The following is a 21,503-nucleotide window of genomic DNA, read 5'->3' as shown; positions in this document are numbered from 1 at the left end:
CTGCGGCGGCTGGGCCGGCTTCGGGCCGGACGGCGCCTCGGGGAGCTGCGGTCCGTCCGCCGAGGTGTTCGTGGACTCGTTGCCGACCGAGGGGTTGCCGATGCCGACGACGCCCACCGAGTTGCCGGTGACGTTCACCGGCAGCTGCACGGGGAGCTGCACCCCGTTGCCGGAGACCAGGCCGGGCGAATCCTTCTGCACGCCGTCGGCGACCGCGCCCGAGGAGCCGTGGTGGCCGCTCCCGCCGCCGTCGCCCTCGTTCGCGCAGCCGTTGCCCGCGGCGGGGTTGAGGAGCCCGACCACGTTCACGGTGTTCCCGCACGCGTTCACCGGGATGTGCACGGGGAGCTGGAGGGTGTTGCCGGAGACCACTCCGGGCGAACCGGCCGAGACGCCGCCGGCCCCGGAGTCCGCGTGCGCCGGCATCGTCACGCCCATGGCGCCGGAGGCGGCGGCCGCGATGATCAAACCACTTCGGGCAACCCGTTTCATGGGGTCCCTGCCTTCCCGACTCTGTGACGGGCAGCCGCCCGCACCGTGCAAACGCGGCCGGACCACGCAGGTTATGGCCCGCCCGCCGTTCACCCCCCTTCGAGGGGACACGGACCCAGGCACCGAACACGCGGCCGAGTGCGCTCCTCGCTAGCCGAGCACGTCGGGCACGCCGGGCACGCCGGGCACGTCGGAGCGGCGGCGCAGCATAAGGCCTCCGTAGCCGTTCCGCCCGCCCGCAGGCGCGGGCGGGGAGCCCCGCTTATCGTGATCCAGGGGGAATCCCCGGCCGCGGGCCGGGGCGTCCCGGGAGGCCTGTGATGCTGTCGACGCACCAACGCCGCGCCTTCGCCCGCGCCATGACGCTGGTCCTGCTCGGTGCGGGCCTGCCGTCGGTGACCGCGGCGGCCGGCGAACGACCCGACCTGTCCCGCTTCCACGACCAGCGGATCGCCTGGACTGCCTGCCCGGGCGACGACCTGCCCGACGGCCTGCAGTGCGGGAAGGTGACCGTCCCCCTCGACTACGCGCGCCCCGACGGCGGCACGCTCGAACTGGCCATGGCGAGGTTCAGGGCGACGGGCGACTCCAGGGGCTCGGTGCTGCTGAACTTCGGCGGCCCCGGCGGCCCGGGGGTCGGTGAACTCGCGGGTGGCGCCGAGGACTTCATGGGGCTCACGAACGGCTACGACGTGGTGAGCTTCGACCCGCGCGGGGTCGGCCGCAGTTCCCCGGTCACCTGCGGCGACGGCATGGGCTCCACGGACCCCGAGGCGGACCCGGACCCGAACCCGGATGCTGACACCGATGCGGACGGCGGGACGGAGGAGCCGGAGACCGTGCCGGAGGAGAGCGAGGATCCGCGGGCCGCCCTGGAGGTGCTGCGGAAGGTCGCCGCCGAGTGCGCCGAGAGCTCCGGGCCGGTGATGGAGCACATCGGCACGGTCGACGCGGCGCGCGACCTGGACGTGATGCGCGCGGCCCTCGGCGACAAGAAGCTCAACTACCTCGGCTTCTCGTACGGGACACGGCTGGGCGCGGTGTACGCGGCCCAGTTCCCCGGGCGCACGGGCCGTATGGTCCTCGACGGCGTGGACACCCTCACCGAGCCGCTCGCCGAGCAGGGCGCCACCGGCGCGCAGGGCCAGCAGACCGCCCTGGAGGACTTCCTCGACTGGTGCACGCGGGACATGAACTGCGCGTTCGGCCAGGACCCGCGCTCGGCCCGCGAGGAGGTGGTGCGGCTGATCGACTCGCTGGACGCGGAGCCGGTGCCGGCGGACTTCGGCATGCCCTTCTCGGGCCAGGACCTGGTCGGTGCCATCGGGCAGGCCCTGTACAGCAAGGAGTTGTGGCCCGCCCTCTCGCAGGCGCTCACCTCGCTCGTCCAGGACGGCGACACCCGCGGCATCATGCGCTTCTACGTCGCCGGGGGCGCGTTCCCGGGCGTCGTCCCCGTCACCGTCCCCGTCACCGGCGACGGTGACGGTGACGGTGACGGTGGCGATGGCGATGGCGATGGCGATGGCGATGGCGGTGGCGGGCACGAGACCCTCGTCGACGAGGGCGCGGTCCCCTTCGACAACCTCCCCGCCGCGCTGATGGCCGTCAACTGCGCCGACGACCCCGACCGGCCCGGCGCCGACCGGATCGTCGAGGACCTCGGCAGGCTGCGGGCCAGGTACGAACGGGCCTCACCGGTCTTCGGCCGCTACCGGCTCGCCCAGGCCCTGATGTGTTACGGCCGCCCCAAGGGCACCTCGTACATCCGCGAGGAGGTGCGGGACGTCGACACGCCGAAGATGCTGCTCGTCGGCACCCGCGGCGATCCGGCGACCCCGTACCGCTGGACCACGGAGACCGCCGACCGGCTCGGCCCGTCGGCCGTGGTCCTCGACAACAAGGGCGAGGGCCACACCGGTTACTCCTCCTCGAAGTGCGTGCACCGGAAGATCGACGACTTCCTGCTGTACGGGCGGCTGCCGGCCGACGGCAGTTCGTGCGGCGCGGAGGAGTGAGCCGCGCGAGCGGAGGGTGACGGCGGGCCGGGGACCGGGCTCAGAAGTCGACCGGGTCGCGCACGATCGGGCACGTCATGCAGTGCCCGCCGCCCCTCCCCCGTCCCAGTTCGGCGCCGACGATGGTGATGACCTCGACGCCCGCCTCGCGCAGGAGCGCGTTGGTCTGCGTGTTGCGGTCGTAGGTGAACACCACGCCGGGCTCCAGCGCGACCGCGTTGTTCCCGCTGTCCCACTGCTGCCGCTCGGAGGCGTACACGTCGCCGCCCGTCTCCACGACCCGCAGGGCGCCGAGCCCGAGGGCCCCGGCCACCACGTCCACGAAGCGGCGGGAGCCCTCGTCGGTGAGTTCGATGCCGGGTGCCTTGTCGGCGGGCCGCAGGGAGAAGGTGTGGACGCCGTCCATGATGGTCGGGTAGAGGGTCACGAGGTCCCGGTCGGCGAAGGTGAACACGGTGTCCAGGTGCATCGCCGCCCGCAGTTTCGGCATCCCGGCGACGATCACGTGCTCGGCCGCGCCCTGGGCGAACAGGGCGGCCGCGACCTGGGTGATCGCCTGCCGGGAGGTGCGCTCGCTCATGCCCATGAGCACCACGCCGTTGCCGACGGGCATGATGTCGCCGCCCTCGAACGTGGCCTGGCCCCAGTCGAGTTCGGGGTCGCCCCACCACACCGTCGAGTCCCTGTAGTCGGGATGGAAGGTGTAGATCGCCTTCATGAGGAGCGTCTCGTGGTGGCGCGCGGGCCAGTACAGCGGGTTGAGGGTGAGACCCCCGTACAGCCAGCAGGTGGTGTCCCGGGTGTAGAGGGTGTTCGGCAGCGGCGGCATCAGGTACTCGCGTGCGCCGGTGGACTCGCGGACCAGCGCCACGTAGTCGTCGCGGAACTCGTCCGGCAGGTCGACGGTGGCCAGGCCGCCGATCAGGTACTCGGCGAGGCGGCGCGGCTCCAGCGACTCCAGGAAGGCGCGGGTGTCGTCGACGAGCCCGAGGCCGACCTCGTTCGCGGTGATCTTGCGGTCGAGCAGCCAGGTGCGGGCCTGCGGGAGCGCCACGGTCTGCGCGAGCAGGTCGTGCAGTTCGACGACGTCGACGCCCCGCCGGCGCAGTTCGTCCACGAAGTCGGCGTGGTCGCGCTGGGCGTTCTCCACCCACAGGACGTCGTCGAAGAGCAGGTCGTCGGAGTTGGTGGGGGTGAGCCTGCGGTGGGCGAGGCCGGGCGCGCAGACCAGCACCTTGCGCAGTCTGCCGACCTCGGAATGGACGCCGTACGCGGGCCGGTCGGGGGTGTCCTGTGCGGTCACGGTCTGCCTTTCGCGGGATCGGGAGCGGTCGCGGCCTGGTGCGGCGTCAGAGGCTGATCCAGCCGCGGGCGAGGGCGACGACGCCCACGGCGGCCCCGGCGACCGAGACCGCGAGGACGACGAGTTCGCCGGGCGAGAAGAGCCGTCTGCCCTGCTCGCGGCGGGCCATCACGAACAGGATCGTGGCGGGCGCGTAGATGATGAGCGACACGAGGAGGTACTTGAGGCCGGCCGCGTAGATGAGGAACGCGGTGTAGACGGTGGCCAGGAGGGCGACGGGCAGGTCCCCGCGGCCCGCGCCGCCGGACCGGGCGACCCGCACGGCGAAGGCCGCGGCGAGCAGGAACGGGATGAGGGTCAGGGCGCTGGTGAGGTCGAGCGCGAAGTTGAACGCGTCGTCCGAGAAGAGGGTGACGACGAGCACGACCTGGGTGAGCACGGTGGTCATCACCAGGGCGGGCACGGGTACGTCGGCCGCGGTGGAGCGGGCGAGGAAGCGGGGCATGTCCTCGTCCTTCGCGGCGACGAAGAGCACCTCGGCGGACATCAGGGTCCAGGCGAGGTAGGCGCCGAGGACGGAGACGATCAGGCCGACGCTGACGAACACCTGGCCCCAGGTGCCGACCGCCTCCTCCAGGACGCCGGCCATGGACGGCTGGCGCAGTTCGGCGATCTCGTCCATCGGCAGGATGCCGTACGACACGACGGTGACCGAGGCGAAGATGGCGAAGACGCTGAGGAAGCCCAGGACGGTGGCGCGGCCGACGTCCTCGCGGCGTTCGGCGTGCCGGGAGTAGACGCTGGCGCCCTCGACGCCCAGGAACACGAAGACGGTGGCCAGCATGGTGCCCTTGACCTGCTGGAACAGGGAGCCGGCGTCGTCGGTGCCGGCGAAGTTCCCGGCGAAGACGTGCGGCTTGAGGCAGAACAGCGCGATGAGGACGAACACCAGGATGGGGACGAGCTTGGCGATGGTGACGATCCTGTTGATCGCCGCCGCCTCCTTGACGCCGCGGCTGATGAGCAGGAAGAACGCCCACAGGCCGGCCGAGGAGAGCAGCAGGGCGAGGACGGTGTCGCCGTCGCCGAGCGCCGGGGCGACCGCGCCGATCGTCGACATGATGAGCACCCAGTACGTCACGTTGCCGACGCAGGCGCTCGCCCAGTAGCCGAAGGCGGCGAAGAAACCGAGGTACTCGCCGAAGCCGGCCTTCGCGTAGGCGTAGACACCGGCGTCGAGGTCGGGTCTGCGCAGCGCGAGGCGCTGGAAGACGAAGGCGAGCATCAGCATGCCGGTGCCGGCCACCGCCCACGCGATGAMCGCGCCGGCCACGCCGGTCTCCTGGCCGAAGCGCCGGGGCAGGGAGAAGACTCCGGCGCCGACCATGGATCCGACGACCATGGTGGTCAGGGTGGGCAGGGTCAGCTTGGCTGTGGGGGTGCGGGAGTCCGTCCCGGTTCCGCTCTCGGCGTGGCTCATGTGGGTCCTCGGGCGTAGCAGGGAGGCGCGACGCTGCCGCTCGGTGAGATTAACAACGTATGACCCGTTTTGCGCGATCTGGTCCCGCCGGATGCCCCGCCGCCCATACGGTCATATGGTGCCCATATGGAGCATCAGCTGAGCCCTGCCGTCCTGACCGAGCTGCGCAGGCCGCGGCCCTACCCGGCGGTGTCGGTACTGGCGCCGACCCACCGCGCGGAACCCGACAACGCGCAGGATCCCGTCCGGCTGCGCAATCTGCTGGCCGAGGCCAGGAAAAAGCTGGAGAGCGACCCCGCGGTCACCCGCGAGCGGCGCATCGATGTCGTCGAGCAGCTCGAACAGGCGCTGGCGGAGGTCGATCCGATCGACGTCCGGGACGGTCTGGTGATCTTCGCGGCACCCGGGGAGCACCAGGTGTGGGCGCTGTCCCGGACCGTTCCGGAGCGTGTCGTCCTCTCGGACACGTTCCTGACCCGCAATCTGGTGGCCGCGCGAGCCGCCGAGAGCCCGTTCTGGGTGATGACCCTCTCCGCCGACCGGATCAGGCTGTGGAGCGGTGGCGGCGAACGGGTCGCCGAGTCGGCCATGGCGGGCTTCCCGATGACGCGGAGTCTCGGGGACCCGGACCCGGAGCGGCAGCAACGTGCCGGCGATCTGCCGGGCACCTTCCGCGACGAGCAGATGCGCCACTTCGTGCGGGAGGCCGACACCGCGCTCGCCGGTGTCCTGCGCTCGTTCCCGCGCCCCCTGTACGTCGTCGGTGACCGGCCCGCGCTCGCCCTGTTCGAGGAGGTCGGCACCGTGGCCAAGGACGCCGTGCACGTACCGCACGGCGGGCTCGGGCACGCCGGGGCCGAGGCGGTGTGGCAGGCGGTCGGCCCGCTGGTCACGGCCGAGGACGTGCGGCGCGCCGAAGGCGTGCTGCAGGCGCTCGAAGACGCCAGGGGGCGGCGGGAGTACGCGGCGGGCGTCGACGAGGTGTGGCAGAACGCGACCGAGGGCCGGGTGCGGCTGCTGGCCGTCGAGGAGAACTACCGCGTGACGGTACGCGACGACGGCCCCCATCTCGTCCCGGCCGACAGCGGCGACCTCGACGCCCGGGAGGACATCGTGGACGAGATCGTGGAGCAGTGCCTGGACACCGGCGCCGAGGTCCGCTTCGTCCCGGACGGCGCGCTGGCGGAGGCGGAGGGCATCGCGGCGGTGCTGCGGTACTGAGGAGCCGGGGCCGGTCCGGTCCGCGGCCGGTCCGTTCCGCGGCTGGTCCAGTCCGCGGCTGGTCCGGTCCGGCGCGAACCGGGTCAGCCCCGCTCGGCGTTGAGCCGGTCGACGGCCGCCTTCGCGTCGCCGACGGTCACGTAGTCGACGGCGACGAAGGTGACCGGCCTGCCCCTGCTCCGTTCGCAGGCGTGTACGCGGTCGAGGACGGCCTGGCGGGTGTTGATGACGCCCGCGTCCAGCCGGCTGCCGCCGTCGGCGGTGATGAAGTGGTTGAGCAGGAACAGCTGCCCGTCCGTGCCGCCGCGGTGCGGGGCGCAGCTCAGTTCGGCGGGGGTCCGGAAGGCGAACGGCGTCTCCATGCCGTACGCGTAGAAGTTGCGGTACCAGGGCGCGGGCCCGTCGGCCTGCTCGGCGAAGACGACCAGCCGCCGGCCGCTGTCGATCATCTCGCCGAGTGTCGGCCAGGGGCGGTCGGGGTCCTCGTCCGGTGTGAACAGCAGGTCTTCCAGGCCCGCCGCGCGGAACGCGCCCTCGGTGTCCTCGGCGCTGATGCCGTCCTGGAGGATCAGGGTGACCACGTCGTCCGGGTGGGCGCGCAGCCACTGCCCGATCTGCCGCAGTTCCGGGACCAGTTCGACCGCGCCCGCGCGGCAGACGGAGTGGCACAGCCACCGGCCGGGCCTCGGCGGGTTGATCCGTCCGACGGCGGCCGCGATCTGGCGGCGCAGCTCGGGCGGGAAGTCCGACTCGTCGAGCCGCCCGGTCAGCTCCTCCGGCCGCTCCCACCGGTAGGTGTCGAGCTGCAGCCCGCGTACGCCGCTGTCCAGCTGATCGGTGATGAGGGGGTCCTGGAGCGGGCCGATGAACCGGTCGGCCGTGGTGGACATGGCGTTGTGCGAGGTGAGCTGGGCGACCTCGTCGTAGCGCCGGTCGCACAGGTGCGGGCTGCCCATGCACCGGCGCGCGCCGTCGCCGGCGAAGGCGACCGGGACGAGTGCGGCCCCGGCCAGGGCGAGCACCACCGCGCCGGCCGCGGGACCGAGCCCCGTGCGCCACGCGGGGCCGGGCGCCTCCCGCCGCTCCGCCGTCCAGGCGAGGCCGACCAGCAGGGCGCCCGCCGCCAGCGGTACGAGGGCGGCGGTCAGCGCGGCCGTGAGGAACCGGTCGGCCGCGGTGGCCTGGAGGTCGTCGAGCAGCCGGGCCGCCGACCGCGGCCAGCCGGCGGGGGCGTCGACCGGCCGGGTGCCCACGGCCAGGAGGAGGGCGAGGGCGGCGAGCGCGGCGCACAGGCCGCCGGCCCCCAGGGCCCACCCGAGGTGCCGCAGCCGCCGGGTCCTCGCCCCGGGACCGGTGAACCAAAGGACGGCGAGGGCCGCGGTGCCGAGAACCGCGGCCAGGGGTTCGACCACGTCCAGGGCGAGCCCGGTGGCCGCGCGGACGCGGCTCAGCTCGTCCAGTTCGAGGTCGGCGGCGACGTTCCAGGTGCCGCCGTCCGCGACCGTGCGCAGCCGGGTGGCGGCGTCCCGGGTGCGCTCGGAGACGGCCGCCGGTGCGACGGCGGCGAGGGCGGTGGCCACGTCGCCGTTCTCCAGGGCCACCGCGACCTCCGGGCGCAGCGCGGCGCGCGCGTCCTCGGGGACGGCACGCAGGAGGACGTCGGTGGCGGTGGCCGCCTGGGCCTTCGTCAGGGCCAGCGCGGGCAGCCCTTCCGGTGGCCGTCCGGCGGCCACCTCGCCCACCGCGTCCTTCAGGTCGGTGCGGAAGGCCGCGAAGTCCGGCTCCCGCTGCTCCTGGAGCGAGGAGACCAGGTCCCCGAAGTAGGTCCTGCTCAGACCGCCGACATTGGCGATGACGGGCCGCAGGTCGACGGAGAGCCGCAGCCGGTCGGTGTCGGCGCGCAGGTAGTCGACGACGTGGCCGAGCTGCTGGTCCGTGAGGGTGCGCAGCGTCTCGGGCGGGAGGACCGTCTTCAGGTTGGAGGTGAGCACGGCCTCGGGGACCGGCAGCCGTCCGAGCAGGTCACGGGTGACGGGCCTGATCTCCGGGTCGACCAGCACCTGGTTGTAGAGGCGGTCGTACGCGTGCTCGTCGTCGAGCACCGCGCGGTGGAAGCCCGCGTTCAGGACCGTGCTGCGGGCGGTGGCCGTCAGGGCCACGACCGCGACGCACAGCACGGCGCAGATCCAGGCCACACGGCGCAGCACCCGTATCCGGGTCGGCACGACCATTCCCCCATGCTGCGCCCGGGACCGCCCGCCGTCGACCCGAGCGGCAGGACGCGCACCCGAAGCGACTCCGCACGGAATGCCGCGCACGCATTCCCCCCATAAGGTGCATTAAGCCCCCTCTCTCCCACCCCTCTCCCACCCTCCCCCACAGCAAGGACAGGGCCTTGATGACCACACCACCGCCCCGCGGGTCCCAGTCCCACCGTCCGGGCCGTACGCGTTCGGCCGTCGTCGCGGTGGCGGCCATCCTCGCGGTCACGGGCGCTCTCACGTCGTGCGGCGCCGACGACGACCCGGGCGGCTCGGCCCCGTCCTTCAGCGAGCGCCCCACCCCTCCCGACACCGCGTCCTTCTCGGGCACCGCCCCCTCGATGAAGGAGTCGGTGGTGGAGTCCGTCCGCGCCTCGGCGTCCGCGGCGGCGTCGTCGGCCTCGGCCGCGGCCTCCGCCTTCGAGGCGTCCGTGTCCGCGGAGGTGGCCCGCGCCTCCGAGGCCGCCGAGGAGGTCCTCGACGACGTCGACGGCCGGGGCAACGCGCTGTCGGAGGTCTCCGTGCGGGGCAAGCCCAGGTCCGAGACCGGGGGCCTGCTCGCCGTCCTGGTGACCATCACCAACAAGACAGACGCCGAGGCCTCGTACGCCGTGCGGGTCGATTTCCGCGACTCGTCCGGCAGGACGGTGGAGACCAGGTACGTGGGCGCCGAGGACCTGGCCCCCGGCGAACGCGCCGAGCCCCTGGCGGTGAGCCGCAAACCGGCCGACCCGCCCCTGACCCCGGAACTGGCACAGGCGCAACGGTACTGACCGACACGGCACACCGCTTCACGAGCTTCCGGCTGCCTCAGGAGCAGGGGATTGTCCCGGCCGCACCGAGCGGCTAGGAAGAGCGGATGGCTCACTCCCCGCTCCCGGCCAGCGGCCCCGAAGGCCCCTTGCGCGCCACACCGCCCGGACGGGGCCCGGCTCCCGTGCGGGCCGTGCTCTTCGACTTCGGCGGCACGCTCTTCCAGATGGGCACGTACGCGGACCGGATCCGCAGCGCGCTCGGACGCCGTGTCGGCGATCCCGAGATGGACCGGATCCTGGACGGACTGGAGACGGGACTGACCGATCCGGGAGTCATCGAGGCGCAGCGCGGGCGCGACGTGTCCTCGCAGGCGCATCGCCACGCTTTCACCACGTGGTACGCCTCGGTGCCCGCACTGGCGCCGTACGCGGACGTGCTCTACGAGCAGTTGCGGGCACCGGAGCACTGGGTCCCGTACGCGGACACCGGAGCCACGCTCGCGCGGCTGGCCGGCGCGGGGATCGCGCTCGGCGTGGTCAGCGACGTGGGCTGGGACCTGCGGGCGACGTTCGCCCACCACGGACTCGACCGGCATTTCGGGGCCTGGGTGCACTCCTACGCCCACGCCACGGAGAAGCCCGATCCGGCCCTCTTCGAGCACGCCTGCCGTGAACTGGGGGTCGCCCCCGCCGAGACGCTGATGGTGGGCGACCATCCGGCGAAGGACGGCGGGGCGGCGGGCGCCGGGCTGCGCGCCTACGTACTGCCCGCCGGGGCCGCCCTGGGTTCGCACCGGGGGCTGGACGTGGTGGTGCGGCTGGCCGGGGTGGACGCCGACGGGTCCGGCGGGGGCGACACATGCTGAGATCGGGTGCGTACGGGTGCTCTACCGAACATCTGCGTCAGTGGTTTCTCCAAAGTGGTCGTTTTCTTTCAACTCACTTGTGGGGGCTACGATTTGGCGGTGGGCTTCGGTGCCCGATCCGTCCCGGTGGGGGCGGGTGCGAGGACTCGGGCACATGCCAGGGGCACCGCTCCGTCGTGTGTTGCCAAAGCCCTTACAGGGCCTCGCGGGCTGTGCGACAGTCGTAGCGGTCCCTCCCGTTGTCCTGGCCGTAGCGTGCCTGTATCGGAGTAGTCATGCCGTCCCATCTCTCGGCGGACCACCCTGCCGCCCAGCCGCCCCCGCGCGGCTCGGTCGAGGCGCTCATCTCGCAGGCCCGGCGGCTGCGGGGCGAGATGGACGCCGTACGGCGGGACGCCCCGGTGGACGGCACCGACCCGGAGGGGCGCTGGCAGCGCGCCCTGTGCGACCTCGCGGTGCACCAGCTCGACGACCTCGACGCGCATCTGGCCCAGTTGCGGGACGGTCCGCCGCCGGCGCCCGTCGAGCACGTGGCCGCACCCTCCGCCACGTCCTCCGGGGCCGGTTCGCTGCTCAGCCGCGTCGGCAGCGCCGAGTGGAACCTGCTCACGGACGAGGCCGGCTGGTCCGGGGAGCTCTACCAGATCCTCGGCCGGGACCCCGCGGCTCCCCCGCTCACCCTCGACGAGCTGCCTTCCGTCGTCCTCGACGAGGACCGGCCGAAGCTGACCTGCATGGTCACGGACTGCCTCGTCGACGCCAAGCCGATCGACGGGGAGTTCCGGGTGGTACGGCCCGACGGCGGCGTACGGACCGTGCACATCATGGGCGAGCCCGTGCTCGACGCGGACGGCAGCACCGCCTCCATGTGGGCCGTCCTGCGCGACGTCAGCGAGCTGCGGCGCCACCGGCGCACCGTCGGCGAGACCCATGCCTCCCTGCAGCGGCAGCGGCACGCCGCGCAGACCGAGCACCGCCTCGCGGTCGAGCTGCAGGAAGCTGTCCTGCCGCCCTGGCGCGGTCCCCTGCTCCTTCCGCAGCAGGGCCGGGACACGCTGGAGCTCGCCGCCCGCTACCTCCCCTCCTCGGCCGGCGCCCGTATCGGGGGCGACTGGTACGACGCGCTTCAACTGCCCGACGGCGAAACGCTGTTGAGCGTGGGCGACCTCACCGGCCAGGGGGTCGCCGTCACCTCGGGCATGGCGATGCTGCTCGGCGCGCTGCGCGGCATGGCCATGGCGGGCGCCGAGCCCGGCCGGCTGATGACCTGGCTCAACCAGCTCCTCGACACCCCGGCCCAGCCGGCCCTGGGCAGCGCGGTGTGCTGCCGCTACCGCCCCGGGAGCCGGACCCTGGTCTGGGCGCAGGCCGGGCACCCCGCCCCGCTGCTGTTCCGCAACGGGACGGGACGCGTGCTGACCCCGCCGGACGGCGTCCTGCTCGGCGCCACCCCGGGCGCCGTGTACGGGCAGGCAGAGGTGCCGCTGGAACCGGGCGACCTGCTCCTCCTGCACACCAACGGACCAATCCCCGCGCACCCGGACGCGACCGGGCACGGCGAGGGCGCCGCTGCCGTGGACCGGCTCCTCGGCCTGGCGCCGCGTTTCCACGCGGCCCGTACCGCACAGGACTGCCTGCGGACGGTGGTGGAGGAACTGGGCACGACGGAGCGCGAGGACGACGCCTGCGTGCTCGTCGCCCGGGTCGCCGCCCGGCACGGCCGGGACGGATGAGACAGCCGGGACGGCCGGACTACCGGCGGACCGAAGGATCGGTGAAACGTGCGGGCCCCCTGTGCCCGCGCGCCGTCACGCCCGGGTGCTGTTGTTGCCCCTGGGCTTCAACGAGCCCTTCGGCAGCGACAGTTTAATCTCCTCCCGCAGGTCGTGGATCTTCGGATAGCTGGAGTACTGCCCCGTCAGCCGGTACATCTCCCGCAGCCGGTCCCAGGTGCGGTGGGACGAGTTCGACCCCATCGACGTCAGGGCCAGCCGCGCGTACCGGTCGGCCTGCTCGGGGTCGTCGGCGATGAAGCACGCCGAGGCGAGCGAGATGTGGTCGAAGATCTTCGACCGGTCCCGGCCCTTCTCCCGCAGTGCCAGCGCCTCCTTGGCGTGGCGCTGCGCGACGACGGCCGCGGACGGGTCGTGCTCCGCGAGCGTCCGGTAGGCCAGCGCCTGCATCCCGTGCATGTCGGCCTCGTCGAACAGCTGCATCCAGCTCGGCGGCGGCACGTCGCCCTTGTCCGAGGCGAAGAGGTCCTCCGCCTCGCCCAGCGTGCGCCGCATGGCCTGGGCCTTGCCCATCGACGCCTGCGCCCAGGCCTCGATGGTGTAGAGCATGGCCCTCGTCCGGGGCAGCACCTCGTCGCCGGAGCCCGACCTGGCGAGCTTCATCAGGTCGAGCGCGTCGTCGGGCCGGCCCAGGTGCACCATCTGGCGGGCCGCCCTGGAGAGCGCCTCGCCGGCGCGGGGCCGGTCGCCGCCCTCCCTGGCCGCGTGCGTGGCGATGATGAAGTACTTCTGCGCCGTGGGCTCCAGGCCGACGTCGTGCGACATCCAGCCGGCCAGGACGGCGAGGTTGGCGGCGACGCCCCACAGGCGCCGCTGCAGATGGTCGGGGTGACGGTAGGAGAGCATGCCCCCCACCTCGTTGAGCTGTCCCACGACAGCCTTGCGTTGCAGTCCGCCGCCGCGGGCCGCGTCCCAGGCCCGGAACACCTCGACCGAGCGCTCCAGTTCCTCGATCTCCTGCGACCCGACGGGGGCGGCCTCGTAACGGTCGAACCCGGCGGGGTCGGCGTGCAGGGGATGGTCGGTTCCGGGGCCGTCGGCCGCGAGGGCCGGATCGGTGTGCAGCCAGTCGTGCAGGGAACTGCTGAGTGTGGATCCTGCGGCGAGCGCGGCGCCCGCGCCCACCAAGCCGCGTCGGTTGAGCATGAGGTCCATTCCCGTGAATTCGGTGAGGACCGCAGCCGTCCGCTCGGGCGCCCACGGCACACCGTCGGGATGTTGCGCACTCCCGCCGCCCTGCCGTTTCCCTGTGCGCCCGTGCCGGACCAGACCGAGGTCCTCGATGGTCACGACACGGCCGAGACGCTCGGTGAACAGTGCTGCCAGCACCCGCGGCACCGGATCGCGTGGGACCTCGCCCATGTCGATCCACCGCCGTACCCGCGAGGTGTCGGTCGCCAGCTGGGGGTGGCCCATGGCCGCCGCCTGCCGGTTGACCATCCTCGCGAGTTCCCCCTTGGACCAGCCGGCCAGGCCGAACAGGTCCGACAATCGGGTGTTGGGTTGTCCGCTCACGTCAAGCCCCCAGGTTCTCGGCTGAGTTGACAGTAACCGCCTGTCAGTTGCTGAGCGACTATTCGCCAGGGTTCGCCAGGGCACGCCAGATGGTGTGCCACTGGGCCAAAGGTGTCAGGTAGGAACGCGCCACCCCGACCCGGTCGCCGAGGGGCATTCCCCAGGGTGTTCCAGGGCGGCCGGGGCGGGTGACGCCGTAACTCGTCGGCACACGAAGGGATCTGTTCTTCCCATGTACACAGCATCGTCCTCCGTGTCCGTCCCACCCCGGTCGTTGCACGCCCGCCCGGTCGGCGGCGGCCCCTACCTCGACCCGGCCCGCCCGACGGCGGCTCCCGTGCTCGGTGCCGGCCGGTCGCGCCGCATGCCGGGGCTCGGTACGCAACCGGTCAGCGGAAGACTCGACCTGTCCGGCCCCCAGGGCGCCCAGCTGCGTACGGCCATCGCGTCAGTGCACCGGATCTGCCCGGAGTTCGCTCCGGTCCAGGTGCTGCGCCGCAGCGGACGCTCCGTGCTCCTGGTCGGCACGACAGGGCGCAGCACCGCCGTGGCCAAGTGTTTACTGGACCACTCCCCCGTGTGGGCCGAGCGGATCCGGCACGAGATAGCGGCCTACCGGTCCTTCGTGCGGCACCGGCCGCCGGTGCGGGTGCCCCGGCTGATCGCGGCGGACCCGGACAACTGCACGCTGGTGATCGAACGGATGCCGGGACGGGTGGCGGCGCTGCAGCGGCATCCCGTCGAGGCCCCGCCGCGCGCGGACATCAGGGCAGCCCTCGGCGCGATCTGCCGGCTCAACGCGTGGCGGCCGCCGGCGGGGACGTTCGACGCACCGCTGGACTACGCGGCGCGGATCTCCCGCTTCCACGAACTGGGCCTGCTCACCGACCGGGACATGGGAGACCTGCAGAAGCTCGTGCACGGCATCGCGCACTCGGCCGGCCGCCAGGGCATGGGCCAGTTCTGTCACGGCGACGCCCTGCTGTCCAACATGCTCCTCTCGCCGGCCGGTCCGGTGCTGGTGGACTGGGAGCACGCGGGCTGGTACCTGCCGGGGTACGACCTGGCGACGCTGTGGGCGGTCCTCGGGGACGCGCCCGTCGCGCGCCGCCAGATCAGCCAGCTCGCCCAGTCGGCGGGACCGGCGGCACGTGACGCGTTCCTGGTGAACCTGATGCTCGTCCTCACCAGGGAGATCCGTACGTACGAGACGGCCGTGCAGCGTTCGATGCACGAGACGGCCCCGGCGGCACCGGGAGCGGCCCACCCGGGCGCCGCACCGTCCGGCGAGGAACAGCGGCTGCTGCTGCGGCGGCTGCACGACGACTGCCAGATGGCCCGCAAGGCCGTGCGCGCGGCGGTCGGCACTCGCTGACGGGGAGGAAGGTCCGCGGTGCGCCCAGGGACAGGGCGCACCGCGGACCTTCGTCGTGTCCGGGGCCGCTGGGCACCCGTGCGGCCCTCTGCACGGACGCGTCACCCGGACGGGCCAGAGGTCTACTCCACTGACGCCCCGCAGGCCGGGTCACCGCCGCGCCGGAAGCGGTGCGTTCCGCCGCTGACGTGGGCAATCGCCCGCTCCTGGGAATGATTGACGGATCGTCGGAGAGCCGGTACCACTGACGCACACCCGCCCCCGTACGTCCTGCCCCACCCGCTCGCCCCAGGAGGCCGGCCTTGCAAGGTTCCCCCACCGACCCCAGCCCTTCCGTCCGGCACAGACGCGCCCGCCGGACCGCGGGCGCCGTGGCCTCGGCCGCGCTGCTGCTGCCCCTGCTCGGCGCCGCCCCGTACGACGGCGGGCAGGAGGCCGCGCCCTCCGCACGGCTGCAGAAAGCTTTCGTTGACGCGGCGGCCGCGTACGACGTGCCGCAGAGCGTCCTGTTGGGCGTCTCCTACCTGCAGTCCCGCTGGGACGCGCACGGCGGGGCGCCCAGCGTCACCGGCGGCTACGGCCCGATGCACCTGACCGACGCCCGTACGGCGATCGCCCGGTCGACGGCGCCGCACCACAGCGACGGCACGGAGGACGCGCGCGGCGACGACTCGCGCGCCGCGCTCCTGCCCGACAAGGAGGCCAGCGGCTCGCCCAGCTGCTTCTGGGCGGCGCCGCGCTGCTGGCCGCCGCCCAGAAGCAGCTGGGCGAGCCGCTGGGCGGCGACCCGGCCGACTGGTACGGGGCGGTGGCCCGCTACTCGGGCGCCGACGACACGGCGACGGCGGCCGCGTACGCCGACGACGTCTTCGACGTGATCCGCCGCGGCCAGGAGCGCACCACGGACGCGGGGCAGCGGGTCGCGCTCGCCGCGCAGCCGCGGCTGCGCCCCGCGACGGCGCAGGTGAGGAGCGCGGGCCTGCGGGCTCCGGCCGACGGTGCCACCGAGTGCCCGGCCACCGTGTCCTGCGAGTGGATCCCGGCGCCGTACGAGGAGTTCGGGGACGGCGACTACGGCAACCACGACCTGGGCGACCGGCCGGCGTCGCAGAGCATCAAGTACATCGTGGTCCACGACACCGAGGGCGCCTGGGACGGCGTCCTGAACATGGTGCAGGACCCGACCTACGTGTCCTGGCAGTACACCCTGCGCTCCACGGACGGGCACATCGCCCAGCACGTGAAGGCCAAGGACGTCGCCTGGCACGCGGGGAACTGGTACATCAACGCCAAGTCGATCGGCCTGGAGCACGAGGGCTTCCTCACCGACCCCGACACCTGGTACACCGAGGCGATGTACCGGTCGTCGGCGCGCCTGGTGAAGTACCTGTCCAAGAAGTACGGCATCCCGCTGGACCGGCAGCACATCCTCGGCCACGACACCGTGCCCGGCACCACGACCGCCACCATCCCGGGGATGCACACGGACCCGGGCCCGTACTGGGACTGGCAGCACTACTTCACGCTGCTCGGCAGGCCGCTGCGCGCCACGGCCGGGCCGCAGGGCGGCCTGGTGACCGTGGCACCGCGGTTCGCGACCAACAAGCCGCTGTTCACCGGCTGCGTGACGGCGGGCGAGCCCTGCGAGACGCACGGGTCCAGCGCGGTGCGCCTGTACACGGAGCCCAGCGAGGACGCGCCGCTCGTCAAGGACATCGGCCTGCGGCCCTCGGGCGCCGACTCCACGACCGGCGTGAACGACCTGGGTTCGCGCGTCTCCACCGGCCAGCAGTACGCGGTCGCCGGACGCGACGGCGACTGGACCGCGATCTGGTACCTCGGCCAGAAGGCCTGGTTCAAGAACCCCGCGAAGCAGCCGACGGCGGTGAACGCGTCCGGCGCCGTCGTCACCCCGAAGGAGGGGCTGGCCGAGATCCCCGTGTACGGGCGCGCGTACCCGGAGAAGGAGGCCTATCCGGAGGGCGTGCCGGCCCAGTCGGTGTCACCGCTGCCGTACAAGCTCCTCGCGGGACAGAAGTACGCGGTCGGCGACAAGGTGCCGGGCGAGTACTTCTACGCACCCACCTTCGACACCACCCCGCACCGGGTGGTGCGCGGCACGGACATGTACTACGAGATCCAGTTCGGCCACCGGGTGGCGTTCGTCCGGGCCGCGGACGTACGGGTGACACCGTCCGCGTAAGCCACGACTGACGGCCGGCGGCCGGGGCCAGGAGGTCCCCGGCCGCCGGCCGTCCGCGTCAGGATTCCAGGCGTCGCAGGCGTTCGGTGTCGCAGGTTCGGGGGCAGGTGGTGCAGGCCTCGGTGGGGCGGATCGTGTAGTAGAGGCAGCAGCCCGTGCGGGTGCGGGTGGGGTGGCGGCGGCCGTCGGTGCCGGTGAGGTGGCGGAAGTCCGCGCCGCCGGGGAAGGGCGCGACGGCCGAGGGCAGCAGTGCGGAGGCGGCCCGTACGGCGTCGTCCTCCCGGCCGAGCACGCGGCCGAGGTACCAGATCCCGGAGACCAGGTCGTCGGCGACCAGGCCCCACAGCGCGCGCGGACCGCGCCGGACGTACGGGCCGATCGCGGTGAGCAGCGGTTCCATGTGGTCGGCCACGGCGACCCGCAGCTCCGCGCGCAGCGCCTCCTCGTGGGGCACGGTCAGCACCCCGGGGAGGGCGGCGGCCCGGTCGCCCGGGAGGCAGGCGAGGCCGGGCCCCGGGCTGACCGTGAACTCCCCGGACGCCAGGTCGAGCCGTACGTCCTCGGGGCGGATCCGCGGCACCCGGCCCGTGAGGTACCAGACCCCGCTCATCAGCAGGCCCACCGACCACGCGTAGTCGTGCAGGGCGCGGGAGGCGGCGACGTCGCGGCGCGGGACGTGGTCGTAGCGCGTCCTGATGCGCGTGTCCTCGGCGAGGAGGAAGGCCTCCATGGCCCGCCGGTCCTTCGTCAGCTCCGCGCCGGACACGCCCGTTCGAGTGAACCTCGGCGCCGGTCCTTCCACCTGGACCGCCAACGCCTCGCAGGTGTCGGCCAGTTGCCGGTACGCCTCGCGCAGCAGGCCGGGCACGGTCGGGGCCGTAGGGATCGACGGAGCCTGCACGGCCACGGTCATCGGTACTCCTGCACAGAGGGCAAAACCAGGTAAGGCTTACCTTAGTATAGAGATCATCGACAGCAGCGCGTGACCGCACCCGGTGGCGCCGCAACCGCCCGCCCCCGAACAGAAGTTGCCCTGCCGCATGCGCATGTACGTGCTCGCCCTCAACCCGACCGACTCCGTCACGGAAGGGTTCCTGCCGGCCGCGGCGCGGCTCGGCCTCCAGGTCACGGTCCTCACCGACCGGCCGGACCCGCACCGCCGCGCGTACCGAGACCGGCGTCGGGAGGTCGGCGACGTGGAGGTCCTGGAGTGCGACGTCCGTGACTTCCACGCCGTGATCACCCTGATCTCGACGCTGGGCCGCCCCGACGCGGTCTTCACCAACAGTGACCACCTGCAGACCCAGGCCGCGCTGGCCGCCGCCTACTTCGGCCTGCCGGGCAAGGACTGGCGGGTCGCCCTGCGCACCAAGGACAAGGCGGAGATGCGCCGCCACCTCGCCGCCGCCGGCGCCGACACGATCTGGTCGGCCGAGGTCACCGGACGGACGGACGTGGCCGCCCTGGACGCGCCGTTCCCCTGCGTCGTCAAACCGCGCGAGGGGGTGGCCAGCGAGGACGTCGTGCTCGTGGAGGGGCCTCAGGAGCTCGTGGCGCGCTGCGCCGGGATCCGCGCCCGCCGTCCCGGGGCCGCGCTGGTCGTGGAGGAGTACCTGCCCGGGGAGCTGCACACGCTGGAGACGCTCGGCGACGGCCGGGTGCGCCACGTCCTGGGCGGCTTCCGCACCGAGATCTCCCCGCCGCCGCACTTCATCGAGGAACGGCTCACCTTCGTCCCCGGCCTCCCGGAACCGGTCGTCGCCCAGGTGCTGGCCCGGCTCGACGCGCTGGGCGTCGGTTTCGGCGCCTGCCACACGGAGTTCGTGGTGCACGAGGGTCGGGCGAGGATCATCGAGGTCAACTACCGCGCCATCGGCGACCAGTGCGACCTGCTGCTGGCGCGGCTGCTGGACATCCCGCTCTTCGAGCACATCCTCCGTACGCACCTGGGCGAGCCCCTGCCCGCGGACCTGGGGGCGCGGCGGGACGGGGTGGCGCGGCTGGAGTACCCGTGCGCGGATCGGCCGGGGACGCTCACCGCCGCTCCGGACGCCGCCGAACTGATGCTCGACGGGGTGCAGTTGACGTACCGTCCGCTGCGGGAGGTCGGCGAGCGGCACGAAGTGTACGGGACCAACCGCGACTTCCTCGGCGTGGTGCGGGCCACCGGGACCGACCAGGGGGCCGTGGACCGGGCGGTGGCCGACTTCCTGGCCGCGCAGCGGTGGGAGATCGAGCCGTGACGGCGCTGCCGGTGCCGGTGCCGGTGAACGGCTCCCCCGGCGGCAAGCGCGGCGGCACGCCCGCCGGGACCGACCCCGTCCAGGACGCGCTGGTGATGCGGGTGCTCAGCGCACTGCTGCGCGAGGACGTGGTCGGTCTGCGCTCGGCCGGCGAGCTCGTGCACCGGCCGGACGGCGCCTGGTGGCGGCGGCCCCGCGGCGACTCGGAGGCGCTCCTGGTGCCCGTCGCCGAGGACGGCTTCCAGTGCGAGTACGCCGCCCGGCTGCCCCTGCTCGTCCAGGAGTCCGCGCGGTCCGGCCGGTCCGCGCCCGTGCGCCACGAGACGTGCGACGCGATCCTCGCCACCCTGCGGGAGCTGGCCGACCCCCTCGACCGGAAGGGCTTCGACGCCTTCGCCGAGGAGTGCCGTCAGACCCTGGCCACCATGCGGCTGCACACGACGGTCCACGACGAGGTGCTGCGGCGCCTGACCGATCGTCACGGACTGCTGCCGGCGGCCTGGTCGGGGCCGGCGGGCGGGCTCGCCTTCGACACCCTGGCCGCCCACCTCGACCATCCCGTCTACCCGACCGCACGCGGCCGGGCCGGGCTGGACGAGGCAGGGCTGCGCTCGTACGCGCCCGAGCTGCATCCGCGCTTCGCGCTGCGCTGGCTCGCCCTGCCGCGGGACGCGGTGACCGGGGCGTTCCCGGACGGCTGGCCCACGCCCGCCGTGCTCAAACTCCCCGCACTCGACCGTACGCACGTGGCGCTGCCCGTGCACCCGCTGGTCGTCGGCGCCCCGCTGGAGGGCGCCCTGCGCGCCACGGGCCTGGCGGACCGGGCCGTGCTCGCCGACCGCGCCCACCTCGACGTCGTGCCCACCCTGTCCATGCGCACCGTGGCCCTGTGCGGGGAGCCGTCCCTGCACGTCAAACTCCCGCTGGCCACCGCCTCGCTGGGACTGCGCAACCGGCGGACCGTCAAACCCGGCACCCTCGTCGACGGGGCCGCGGGACAGCGTCTGGTCGAACGGATCGTCGCCCGCGAACCGCGCTTCGCGAGCACGGTCCTGCACGCCGACGAGAGCGTGTACGCGCACGCCGGGCACGAGGTGCTCGCCGCGCTGTTCCGGCGCCTGCCCGACGGCCTCCAGGACTGCGTGGTCGTGCCCCTGGCCGCGCTGCAGGCCGGAGCGCCCGGCGGACGGCTGGTCGTCGAGGAGCTGGCCGACCGCTTCTACGGCGGCGATCCGCTCGCCCTGCTGGACGCCTGCCTCACCCTGCTCCTCGACTGGCAGACCACGCTCTTCGGGTACGGGGTCGCCCTCGAATCGCACCAGCAGAACGTCTCGCTGGTCCTCGACCGGGCGGACGACGGCCGGACGCGGCTGCGGTTGCTGCTGAAGGACAACGACGGGCCGCGCATCAACGGCGTGCGGCTGCGCGAGCGGCTGGGGAACGGGGCGCCGGGTCCCGCGGACTTCGACGACGCCCGCACCTTCGTCCCGGACGACGGGCCGGTTGCCGACCTGTTCACCACCGTCACCGTCCACCTGTGCGCGGGCGCCTACGCCTTCGGGCTGGCCCGGCACGGCCTCGCGCCGCTGCCGGTGCTGCTGGGGCTGGTGCGCGACCGGCTCACCGAGGCCGTCGAACGGCTCGGGACGGCGGCCGGCGAGCCAGGCGCCGTACTGCGGGACCGGGTGCTGCGGGCGCCACGGCTGCCGGTCAAGGCCATGGTCACCGCGGGGACGCTGCTCAGCAAGGAGCGTTCGGGCGCGGCGGACATCAACAAGCACTACACGACCGGCCCCAACTACCTCCTGCGTACGGGAGTTCCCGGGTGAGGGCCGAGGCGCGGCAGCGCGGGCGGCCCCCTCCGCGGTCCCGATCCGCGCGGCCGCCCGCCGCCCGTCCGCCCGCCCGCCGTCCCGCGGATCGCCGTCGCGCGGATCGCCGTGACCGCGACCGTCCTCCGCTTCTTCCCGCACCTGCC

The 21,503-nt window shown here is 73.4% G+C and carries 14 protein-coding genes and 1 pseudogene; 9 read left to right on the top strand and 6 right to left on the bottom strand.

What is annotated here, in order from left to right; translation table 11 throughout:
• Positions 1–492: chaplin (locus tag FGF04_RS29985; RefSeq protein WP_149514495.1), on the bottom strand; the 492-nt coding region annotated here is incomplete at its 3' end.
• A gap of 320 nt (positions 493–812) precedes the next feature.
• Between FGF04_RS29985 and FGF04_RS29980 the strand changes: the two genes are divergently transcribed.
• Positions 813–2,510 (top strand): alpha/beta hydrolase, encoded by a 1,698-nt coding sequence (locus FGF04_RS29980; RefSeq protein WP_149514494.1) that lies wholly within the window; start codon positions 813–815, stop codon positions 2,508–2,510.
• A gap of 40 nt (positions 2,511–2,550) precedes the next feature.
• Here FGF04_RS29980 and FGF04_RS29975 read toward each other — a convergent pair whose 3' ends face one another.
• Positions 2,551–3,813, bottom strand: coding sequence for an arginine deiminase (locus FGF04_RS29975; RefSeq protein ID WP_149514493.1), 1,263 nt, complete (start codon positions 3,811–3,813; stop codon positions 2,551–2,553).
• A gap of 46 nt (positions 3,814–3,859) precedes the next feature.
• Positions 3,860–5,293 carry a basic amino acid/polyamine antiporter gene (locus FGF04_RS29970; RefSeq protein ID WP_149514492.1) on the bottom strand — a complete coding sequence of 478 codons (1,434 nt, stop codon included), beginning with the start codon at positions 5,291–5,293 and terminating at the stop codon, positions 3,860–3,862.
• A 126-nt stretch (positions 5,294–5,419) separates the two neighbouring features.
• Here FGF04_RS29970 and FGF04_RS29965 point away from each other — a divergent pair, with 126 nt between their 5' ends.
• Positions 5,420–6,514: a baeRF3 domain-containing protein gene (locus FGF04_RS29965; protein WP_149514491.1), complete on the top strand. Its 1,095-nt coding sequence runs from the start codon at positions 5,420–5,422 to the stop codon at positions 6,512–6,514.
• An 83-nt stretch (positions 6,515–6,597) separates the two neighbouring features.
• Here the strand turns inward: FGF04_RS29965 and FGF04_RS29960 are convergent, their stop codons facing one another.
• A complete protein-coding gene (locus FGF04_RS29960; protein WP_149514490.1) occupies positions 6,598–8,745 on the bottom strand; it encodes a PI-PLC domain-containing protein in 2,148 nt (715 codons plus the stop codon).
• Positions 8,746–8,912: 167 nt separating this feature from the next.
• Between FGF04_RS29960 and FGF04_RS29955 the strand changes: the two genes are divergently transcribed.
• The 3 genes from FGF04_RS29955 (at position 8,913) to FGF04_RS29945 (ending at position 12,129) form a co-directional block, all read left to right on the top strand.
• On the top strand, positions 8,913–9,548 hold the full coding sequence (locus FGF04_RS29955; protein WP_149514489.1) for a hypothetical protein: 636 nt from the start codon (positions 8,913–8,915) through the stop codon (positions 9,546–9,548).
• A gap of 86 nt (positions 9,549–9,634) precedes the next feature.
• Entirely contained in the window at positions 9,635–10,396 is a 762-nt protein-coding gene (locus FGF04_RS29950) for an HAD family hydrolase (RefSeq protein ID WP_149514488.1), read from the top strand.
• Between the two features lie 275 nt (positions 10,397–10,671).
• The gene (locus FGF04_RS29945) at positions 10,672–12,129 is read left to right on the top strand and encodes a PP2C family protein-serine/threonine phosphatase (protein ID WP_149514487.1); all 1,458 of its coding nucleotides are present in this window, start codon (positions 10,672–10,674) and stop codon (positions 12,127–12,129) included.
• A gap of 75 nt (positions 12,130–12,204) precedes the next feature.
• Here the strand turns inward: FGF04_RS29945 and FGF04_RS29940 are convergent, their stop codons facing one another.
• Entirely contained in the window at positions 12,205–13,704 is a 1,500-nt protein-coding gene (locus FGF04_RS29940; protein ID WP_149514486.1) for a DNA-binding protein NsdB, read from the bottom strand.
• A gap of 232 nt (positions 13,705–13,936) precedes the next feature.
• Here FGF04_RS29940 and FGF04_RS29935 point away from each other — a divergent pair, with 232 nt between their 5' ends.
• Positions 13,937–15,079, top strand: a complete 1,143-nt coding sequence (locus tag FGF04_RS29935) for an aminoglycoside phosphotransferase family protein (RefSeq protein WP_149514485.1) — start codon at positions 13,937–13,939, stop codon at positions 15,077–15,079.
• A gap of 302 nt (positions 15,080–15,381) precedes the next feature.
• Positions 15,382–17,282, top strand: a pseudogene (locus tag FGF04_RS29930) (N-acetylmuramoyl-L-alanine amidase).
• Between the two features lie 58 nt (positions 17,283–17,340).
• Here FGF04_RS29930 and FGF04_RS29925 read toward each other — a convergent pair.
• Positions 17,341–18,195, bottom strand: a complete 855-nt coding sequence (locus tag FGF04_RS29925; RefSeq protein WP_149514484.1) for a (2Fe-2S)-binding protein — start codon at positions 18,193–18,195, stop codon at positions 17,341–17,343.
• 127 nt (positions 18,196–18,322) lie between these two features.
• On the opposite strand from FGF04_RS29925, the gene FGF04_RS29920 reads away from it, so the two are divergent.
• Entirely contained in the window at positions 18,323–19,525 is a 1,203-nt protein-coding gene (locus tag FGF04_RS29920; RefSeq protein WP_149514483.1) for an ATP-grasp domain-containing protein, read from the top strand.
• Positions 19,526–19,620: 95 nt separating this feature from the next.
• Complete coding sequence (locus FGF04_RS29915; protein WP_149514501.1) at positions 19,621–21,354, top strand: IucA/IucC family protein; 1,734 nt, start codon at positions 19,621–19,623, stop codon at positions 21,352–21,354.
• The last annotated feature ends 149 nt before the right edge of the window (positions 21,355–21,503 follow it).

This window comes from Streptomyces apricus, from assembly GCF_008369065.1.
Taxonomy (GTDB): Bacteria; Actinomycetota; Actinomycetes; order Streptomycetales; family Streptomycetaceae; genus Streptomyces; species Streptomyces apricus.
Note: the sequence above shows the minus strand (reverse complement) of the source record. Positions and strands in the feature narration are given on the sequence as shown.

What these genes read in the sequence shown, in the direction of transcription:
- FGF04_RS29950 (WP_149514488.1), top strand. Translation starts at nt 9,635, where the DNA reads ATGGCTCACTCCCCGCTCCCGGCCAGCGGCCCCGAAGGCCCCTTGCGC.
- FGF04_RS29980 (WP_149514494.1), top strand. Translation starts at nt 813, where the DNA reads ATGCTGTCGACGCACCAACGCCGCGCCTTCGCCCGCGCCATGACGCTG.
- FGF04_RS29925 (WP_149514484.1), bottom strand. Translation starts at nt 18,195, where the DNA reads ATGACCGTGGCCGTGCAGGCTCCGTCGATCCCTACGGCCCCGACCGTG.
- FGF04_RS29915 (WP_149514501.1), top strand. Translation starts at nt 19,621, where the DNA reads ATGCGGGTGCTCAGCGCACTGCTGCGCGAGGACGTGGTCGGTCTGCGC.
- FGF04_RS29965 (WP_149514491.1), top strand. Translation starts at nt 5,420, where the DNA reads ATGGAGCATCAGCTGAGCCCTGCCGTCCTGACCGAGCTGCGCAGGCCG.
- FGF04_RS29955 (WP_149514489.1), top strand. Translation starts at nt 8,913, where the DNA reads ATGACCACACCACCGCCCCGCGGGTCCCAGTCCCACCGTCCGGGCCGT.
- FGF04_RS29960 (WP_149514490.1), bottom strand. Translation starts at nt 8,745, where the DNA reads ATGGTCGTGCCGACCCGGATACGGGTGCTGCGCCGTGTGGCCTGGATC.
- FGF04_RS29920 (WP_149514483.1), top strand. Translation starts at nt 18,323, where the DNA reads ATGCGCATGTACGTGCTCGCCCTCAACCCGACCGACTCCGTCACGGAA.
- FGF04_RS29935 (WP_149514485.1), top strand. Translation starts at nt 13,937, where the DNA reads ATGTACACAGCATCGTCCTCCGTGTCCGTCCCACCCCGGTCGTTGCAC.
- FGF04_RS29945 (WP_149514487.1), top strand. Translation starts at nt 10,672, where the DNA reads ATGCCGTCCCATCTCTCGGCGGACCACCCTGCCGCCCAGCCGCCCCCG.